The organism is Pseudomonas sp. SDO524_S393 (assembly GCF_054071875.1).
The window spans coordinates 39783-46206 of the sequence record NZ_JBSVVZ010000054.1; the positions used below are offsets into that span (position 1 = coordinate 39783).

Genomic DNA, 6424 nt, shown 5'->3' on the forward strand with positions numbered 1-6424 from the left:
AGCCAAGAACGGAAAAAGGCCGGTGGCAAGAGCCACCAGCCATCAGCCTTCAGCTTAACGCTTGGGCCGGAGACACAAGGTCGATGCTTATTTCAGCTCGACTTTAGCGCCTGCTTCTTCCAGCTTCTTCTTAGCGTCTTCAGCGGCTTCTTTCGAAACGCCTTCAGCTACAACCTGAGGAGCGCCGTCGACTTTCTCTTTGGCTTCTTTCAGGCCCAGACCAGTCAGTTCACGAACTGCCTTGATCACGTTTACTTTCTTCTCGCCGGCTTCAACCAGAACAACGTTGAACTCGGTTTGCTCTTCAACAACAGCAGCGGCAGCAGCAGGACCAGCAGCAGCGACAGCAGCGGTCACGCCGAAGGTTTCTTCCATTGCCTTGATCAGCTCAACAACTTCCAGAACGGTTTTCTGGCCGATTGCTTCGATGATTTGTTCGTTAGTCAGAGACATGACTCAATTCCTGAATTGGGGGACAGCCTAGTACGGCTATCGAAATAAACAAAAATACGCGAAAGGAAATCCAGGGCCTTAGGCCGCGGAAGCTTCCTTCTGGTCGCGAATAGCTGCCAGAGTACGAGCCAGCTTGCTGGTAGCGCCTTGAATCACGCTCATCAGTTTCGCGATAGCTTCGTCACGGGTCGGCAGGCTTGCCAGTACGTCGATTTCGTTTGCTGCGAGGAACTTGCCCTCGAACGCAGCTGCCTTGATCTCGAACTTGTCCTGACCCTTGGCGAACTCTTTGAAAATACGGGCAGCAGCGCCCGGATGTTCATTGGAGAACGCGATCAGGGTCGGGCCGGTGAACGCATCGTTGAGAACACTGTAGTCAGTGTCAGCAACAGCGCGCTTGAGCAGGGTGTTACGTACAACGCGTACGTAAACGCCAGCTTCACGAGCCTCTTTACGGAGTCCGGTCATTGCGCCTACTGTTACGCCACGGGCATCAGCCACGACAGCGGACAGAGCGACTTTGGCAGCCTCGTTGACTTCAGCGACGATGGCCTTCTTGTCTTCGAGATTAATTGCCACGGGTTTAACTCCTGCTTGTTACCGTTTCATCAGGCCTGAGCCGGATGTCGTTTTGGTGTCTGATTCGGTAAGGAACCGGGAGCACCATCTGCGTAGGCTGTAGGTTTAAGACTTTCGCCGCCTACGGTCTTGGATAGCCCCCGCCAGGCAGGGACCCCAATCTTTCAATTGGCGCATTTAAAGCTGCGCCAATTTGTGTCTTATACGTTCAGCGAACCCTGGTCGATGACCAGACCTGGGCCCATAGTGGTGCTCAGGGTAACGCGCTTGACGTAGATACCTTTCGAAGAGGCCGGCTTGATGCGCTTCAGGTCAGCGATCAGGGCTTCAACGTTTTCCTTCAGCTTGACGGCGTCGAAACCGACTTTGCCAACGGAGGTGTGAATGATGCCGTTTTTGTCAGTGCGGTAGCGAACCTGGCCAGCCTTGGCATTTTTAACTGCGTTGGCGACGTCTGGAGTTACGGTACCGACTTTCGGGTTAGGCATCAGACCACGTGGACCGAGGATCTGACCGAGCTGGCCCACAACGCGCATTGCATCCGGGGAAGCAATTACTACGTCATAGTTCAGGTCGCCGCCTTTCATTTCGGCAGCCAGGTCGTCCATACCAACGCGATCAGCGCCAGCGGCCAGAGCAGCTTCAGCTGCCGGGCCTTGGGTGAAGACAGCAACACGTACAGTCTTGCCAGTGCCGTGCGGCAGCACAGTAGCGCTACGAACAACCTGGTCGGATTTACGTGGGTCTACGCCCAGGTTCACAGCAACGTCAACAGACTCGCTGAACTTGACAGTCGACAGCTCGGTCAGCAGAGCAGCAGCGTCTTCGAAATTGTAAGACTTGCCTGCTTCGATTTTGCTAGCGATAGCCTTTTGGCGCTTGGTCAGCTTAGCCATTACACACCCTCCACGTTAAGGCCCATGCTACGAGCAGAACCGGCGATGGTACGCACGGCTGCATCCATATCAGCTGCAGTCAGATCCGCGTTTTTGGTTTTCGCGATCTCTTCCAGCTGAGCACGAGTTACGGTGCCAACCTTAACGGTGTTAGGACGAGCGGAACCGCTAGTCAGACCAGCAGCCTTCTTCAGCAGAACCGAAGCTGGGGTCGACTTGGTTTCGAAAGTGAAGCTACGGTCGCTGTATACAGTGATGATCACTGGAGTCGGCAGACCTGGCTCAAGACCCTGAGTACGGGCGTTGAAGGCCTTGCAGAATTCCATGATGTTCACGCCGTGCTGACCCAGAGCTGGACCGACGGGTGGACTTGGGTTGGCCTGAGCGGCCTTCACTTGCAGCTTGATGTAAGCGGTAATCTTCTTGGCCATGAGGCACTCCAATTACGGGTTCAAACGCCTCGAAAGGCTCCCCGGTTACTTGCGCGTTTATCCCAGTGACGACAAAACCCCACAGCCTAGGACTGTGGGGTTGGGATGCTTGCTCAGCTAGACCTTCTCGACCTGACTGAACTCCAACTCTACCGGAGTAGAGCGACCGAAAATGAGCACAGCCACTTGGATCCGGCTCTTTTCGTAGTTAACCTCTTCGACAGTGCCGTTAAAATCAGCAAACGGACCATCTGTAACACGAACAACCTCACCCGGCTCGAACAACGTCTTCGGCTTGGGCTTGTCGCTACCATCAGCAACACGACGCAGAATTGCTTCTGCCTCTTTATCGGTGATTGGAGCAGGCTTATCAGCGGTACCGCCGATGAAACCCATGACACGAGGGGTATCCTTGACTAAGTGCCAAGTACCTTCGTTCATGTCCATTTGAACCAGCACGTACCCTGGAAAGAACTTACGTTCGCTCTTGCGCTTCTGACCATTCCGCATTTCGACCACTTCTTCAGTGGGAACCAGAATTTCGCCGAAGCCATCTTCCATGCCTGCCAGCTTTACGCGCTCCAGCAAAGAGCGCATAACATGCTTCTCGTAACCCGAGTAAGCATGCACAACGTACCAACGCTTAGCCACGGGACACCCTTAGCCAACAATCAAGGAAACAAGCCAGCCGAGCAGGGAATCAAGACCCCACAACAGCAACGCCATAACCAGAACAACAGCCACCACAATCAGGGTGGTCTGCGTGGTTTCTTGGCGAGTCGGCCAAACGACTTTACGAATTTCGGTGCGCGCTTCCTTTACCAGGACCGCGAAAGACTTGCCTTTAGCAGTCTGCAGACCTACAAAGGCAGCTACAGCAGCAAGGGCAAGCAATGCGAGCACACGGTACAGGATCGGCGAAGCAGAATAGTACTGATTGCCAACAACGCCTACGACCACCAACGCGACCACAGCAAGCCACTTGACCAGATCGAAACGAGAGCTTTGAGCTTCAGCCTTAGGAGTCATCTATGAAGATCCTGTGAAAAGAAAGCCAGACACACCACGTGAATCTGGCAGGTCAGGAGGGAATCGAACCCCCAACCTACGGTTTTGGAGACCGTCGCTCTGCCAATTGAGCTACTGACCTAAAACAAATCAGGCCGACCATTATGCAGGCCTGAAAAAGACTTTACAACAACCAACCCCAAGAGACTTGAAATCACCCGACAACAAAGCCAGGCACAACACCATCAAGCCGAGGCAGCTGTTAAAACAAAGGCAGATATTTTCATATCTGCCTTGTTATATGGAGCTCTTGAGCGGATTTGAACCGCTGACCTCACCCTTACCAAGGGTGTGCTCTACCAACTGAGCTACAAGAGCGAAACACATTGCACAACCTGCAAACTTGGAGCGGGTAGCGGGAATCGAACCCGCATCATCAGCTTGGAAGGCTGAGGTTCTACCACTAAACTATACCCGCGGAGCTTGCAGCTCACGCTAAAATGGTGGAGGGGGAAGGATTCGAACCTTCGAAGTCGTAGACGTCAGATTTACAGTCTGATCCCTTTGGCCGCTCGGGAACCCCTCCTAAGCGAGCCGGCATTTTACATTACGCCGACCTTCTGTCAAGCATTTTCTCATTTAAAAATATGAGGTTAGCTGCATTGACCTTCGCTTCACACCGCTGACCGTAAAGGTCTTCACTGCGAAGCGGGCGCCATTCTATGCAAACTAATCGAGAGTTGCAACGCCTTCGCACAACATTATTTTATGTTTTAACTCATTGAATTCCTTAGCAAGGTTTTCAAAGGGCAGATCTTCAGCCAGGCGCCTGCTTTCGGGGGCAACACGGAGCCAGTAACCAGAGACCTCCTGCGTATTGAGCAATTGCATCTTGACCTTTATATCCAGACTGATCAGACGCTGCTCTAGTACCAACGCTTGCCGCTGATCCGCAAAACCACCCAGATACAAACAGGTATTCACCTCAGAAGCCTTGGCCCTGTCACGCTTTTGCACGGCATCGGATGATTCACTCAGAAGGCGGATATCTTGCTGCGAGCCCTTGTAAAGACTCAGAGGAGTGACATCCTTTGCCCGTAACGGCGCCTCTTGCTGATGCCAAATGTAGTAGAACGCATTGAGGACCAGCAAAAGCAAAAACAGCCAACGCATAAACACCTCAGGACAAAGGGCACGCCATCGCTAGGCCAACAAAGACCAGATCCGGAACAAGCCGAGCCTGAGGCACAGCCTCCGAAACGAGCTCGGCATCCCCGCCAGTGAGAAACACCACGAATTCATCACCCCAGTAACTTCGAGCAAGCTCCAGCTGAGTCAGCACGAAGCCTCTCAGCATGAGCGTACAGCCGCGCTCTACTGCCTCGACGGTGGTACGACCTGGCGATAAGCGCGCCAATGCCTGCTCGGCTGCGGCATCGTCATAACGTATCTTGCGGGTATGAGTTCGCAACTGGTTACGCATCAACGGCATCCCAGGACAAATGAAGCCTCCTAGGTGCTCACCATCCGAAGCAATAAAATCGGCCGTTGCCGCAGTACCGAAATCAAGTACCAGGCAGGCACCCGAGGCCAATTTGAACGCACCGAGCATTGCCAACCAGCGATCAAGCCCGAGGCGCTCGAACTCCTCATACCCGTTGCGAACGCCCGCCATGTCGCGCGCGGGCGCAGCGCAGGACACGACAACCCCAAAAGACGCCTCCAAGGCCGCCACCAACTTGCTCGTTTCTTCTGAAGCCCTAACACTCACCAAACGACAGCGTGTCAGCAAGACGCCGGGCAGCGCCAACAGGCTATCGATTAGGGCAACATCCGAACCGACGACGCCTTCTGCAAAAACGCCGATTGCTGTCAAATCAAGCACGCGCCATTTGATGAAGCTATTCCCACAGTCGAGCTCAAGAATCATCACGCAACCTCAGGCTTAACTCACCACCGCTGTACGTCTTTTCGACACCCTCTACACTCAATCGCAAAGCCCCCTGACGATCGACGCCCAAGACCACGCCCTCAATATGATTAACCCCTGCTATGAGGGAAACAGCTTTACCCTGCCACAAATGATTCTGCTCCCACTCCTCTTGGAGCGCCGCAAAACCGGAGGCCTTATGTCGATCCAGATAGTGCTGCAGTTGCAGGCCAAGTCTCGCAACAAGAAGGTTACGATCAAGAGGCAGACCAGTTTCCAGCTGCACCGAGGTCCACTGCTGATCAACGTCTGCAGTTCTTTGCATATTCACGTTAATCCCAACCCCCAGGACAACGTGACAGATATCCGCTGGATCCCCGACCAGCTCAAGCAAAATTCCGGCAATTTTTTTTCTGCCAACCAAAACGTCGTTTGGCCACTTCAGCGCTGCGCCTTGCACCCCAGACTCACGCAGAGCCTGCATGACAGCCAACCCGACGACAAGGCTCAACCCTTCCAATTGCCTGAGTCCACCCTCGATGCGCAATACGAGGCTGTAATACACATTTTGTGCGAATGGACTGACCCACGCCCGACCCCGCCGCCCTCTCCCTGCCGTTTGCTGCTCTGCGAGCACCAGGAGCGGGGCGGCACAGCCAATCTCGACAAGGCGCAGCGCTTCAGCATTAGTGGAGTCAATGGAATCTGAAATATGAACGGGCCAGCTTAGGGTCGGCGCATTTGAGGTGATCTCCTCAGCACTCAAGAAGACCAATGGCGATGCCAACTGATATCCCCGCCCTCGAACCTTATGGACAGACAGGTTCAATTCGGCCTCCAGGTGCTGCAGTTGCTTCCAGACAGCACTGCGACTGATGCCCAAGGCGACACCCAATGCCTCTCCAGAATGGAATCGACCGTCTTTCAAGAGTTTCAACAACGTCAGCATGCAAGTATCGCCTCACAATGAGGCACGCATGATAGCCATGCGTAAGACCATTGCATAGAAAGGCGGGCGCTTAGCGTGAAGGTCGGGCAACAAAAACGCTTAAATGCCTTTTCACCCGCCCAGAACAAAACCCCATCTGCTTTCGCAAATGGGGTTTCGGAATTTAATCTTGACGATG

The 6424-nt window shown here is 53.8% G+C and carries 9 protein-coding genes and 4 tRNA genes; all 13 read right to left on the reverse strand.

Annotated features, from left to right (window positions below; genetic code table 11):
* Positions 1 to 87: 87 nt before the first annotated feature.
* Positions 88 to 453, reverse strand: a complete 366-nt coding sequence (gene rplL / locus ACW9IB_RS21460) for a 50S ribosomal protein L7/L12 (protein ID WP_007957596.1) — start codon at positions 451 to 453, stop codon at positions 88 to 90.
* A gap of 78 nt (positions 454 to 531) precedes the next feature.
* A complete protein-coding gene (gene rplJ / locus ACW9IB_RS21465) occupies positions 532 to 1032 on the reverse strand; it encodes a 50S ribosomal protein L10 (protein ID WP_457415429.1) in 501 nt (166 codons plus the stop codon).
* Positions 1033 to 1232: 200 nt separating this feature from the next.
* Entirely contained in the window at positions 1233 to 1928 is a 696-nt protein-coding gene (rplA, locus tag ACW9IB_RS21470; RefSeq protein WP_457367415.1) for a 50S ribosomal protein L1, read from the reverse strand.
* A complete protein-coding gene (gene rplK / locus ACW9IB_RS21475) occupies positions 1928 to 2359 on the reverse strand; it encodes a 50S ribosomal protein L11 (RefSeq protein WP_003176435.1) in 432 nt (143 codons plus the stop codon). The genes rplA and rplK overlap by 1 nt, the downstream gene beginning before the upstream one ends.
* A 117-nt stretch (positions 2360 to 2476) precedes the next feature.
* A complete protein-coding gene (gene nusG / locus ACW9IB_RS21480) occupies positions 2477 to 3010 on the reverse strand; it encodes a transcription termination/antitermination protein NusG (RefSeq protein ID WP_003176436.1) in 534 nt (177 codons plus the stop codon).
* Between the two features lie 9 nt (positions 3011 to 3019).
* Positions 3020 to 3388 carry a preprotein translocase subunit SecE gene (gene secE, locus ACW9IB_RS21485; protein ID WP_003194658.1) on the reverse strand — a complete coding sequence of 123 codons (369 nt, stop codon included), beginning with the start codon at positions 3386 to 3388 and terminating at the stop codon, positions 3020 to 3022.
* A gap of 45 nt (positions 3389 to 3433) precedes the next feature.
* A tRNA-Trp gene (locus ACW9IB_RS21490) sits at positions 3434 to 3509 on the reverse strand.
* A gap of 160 nt (positions 3510 to 3669) precedes the next feature.
* A tRNA-Thr gene (locus ACW9IB_RS21495) sits at positions 3670 to 3745 on the reverse strand.
* 26 nt (positions 3746 to 3771) lie between these two features.
* Positions 3772 to 3845, reverse strand: a tRNA-Gly gene (locus ACW9IB_RS21500).
* A gap of 23 nt (positions 3846 to 3868) precedes the next feature.
* Positions 3869 to 3953 (reverse strand) — tRNA-Tyr (locus tag ACW9IB_RS21505).
* Between the two features lie 143 nt (positions 3954 to 4096).
* Positions 4097 to 4540, reverse strand: a complete 444-nt coding sequence (locus tag ACW9IB_RS21510; protein WP_457415431.1) for a hypothetical protein — start codon at positions 4538 to 4540, stop codon at positions 4097 to 4099.
* Positions 4541 to 4547: 7 nt separating this feature from the next.
* A complete protein-coding gene (locus ACW9IB_RS21515) occupies positions 4548 to 5297 on the reverse strand; it encodes a pantothenate kinase (protein WP_457415433.1) in 750 nt (249 codons plus the stop codon).
* Positions 5287 to 6246 (reverse strand): bifunctional biotin--[acetyl-CoA-carboxylase] ligase/biotin operon repressor BirA, encoded by a 960-nt coding sequence (birA, locus tag ACW9IB_RS21520; protein WP_457415435.1) that lies wholly within the window; start codon positions 6244 to 6246, stop codon positions 5287 to 5289. Before birA ends, ACW9IB_RS21515 begins: the two co-directional genes overlap by 11 nt.
* Between the last annotated feature and the right edge of the window lie 178 nt (positions 6247 to 6424).

Excerpts from the sequence above, each read along its gene's own strand:
- ACW9IB_RS21510 (WP_457415431.1), bottom strand. The coding sequence starts at position 4,540 with ATGCGTTGGCTGTTTTTGCTTTTGCTGGTCCTCAATGCGTTCTACTAC.
- ACW9IB_RS21515 (WP_457415433.1), bottom strand. The coding sequence starts at position 5,297 with ATGATTCTTGAGCTCGACTGTGGGAATAGCTTCATCAAATGGCGCGTG.
- birA (WP_457415435.1), bottom strand. The coding sequence starts at position 6,246 with ATGCTGACGTTGTTGAAACTCTTGAAAGACGGTCGATTCCATTCTGGA.
- rplA (WP_457367415.1), bottom strand. The coding sequence starts at position 1,928 with ATGGCTAAGCTGACCAAGCGCCAAAAGGCTATCGCTAGCAAAATCGAA.
- rplL (WP_007957596.1), bottom strand. The coding sequence starts at position 453 with ATGTCTCTGACTAACGAACAAATCATCGAAGCAATCGGCCAGAAAACC.
- rplK (WP_003176435.1), bottom strand. The coding sequence starts at position 2,359 with ATGGCCAAGAAGATTACCGCTTACATCAAGCTGCAAGTGAAGGCCGCT.
- secE (WP_003194658.1), bottom strand. The coding sequence starts at position 3,388 with ATGACTCCTAAGGCTGAAGCTCAAAGCTCTCGTTTCGATCTGGTCAAG.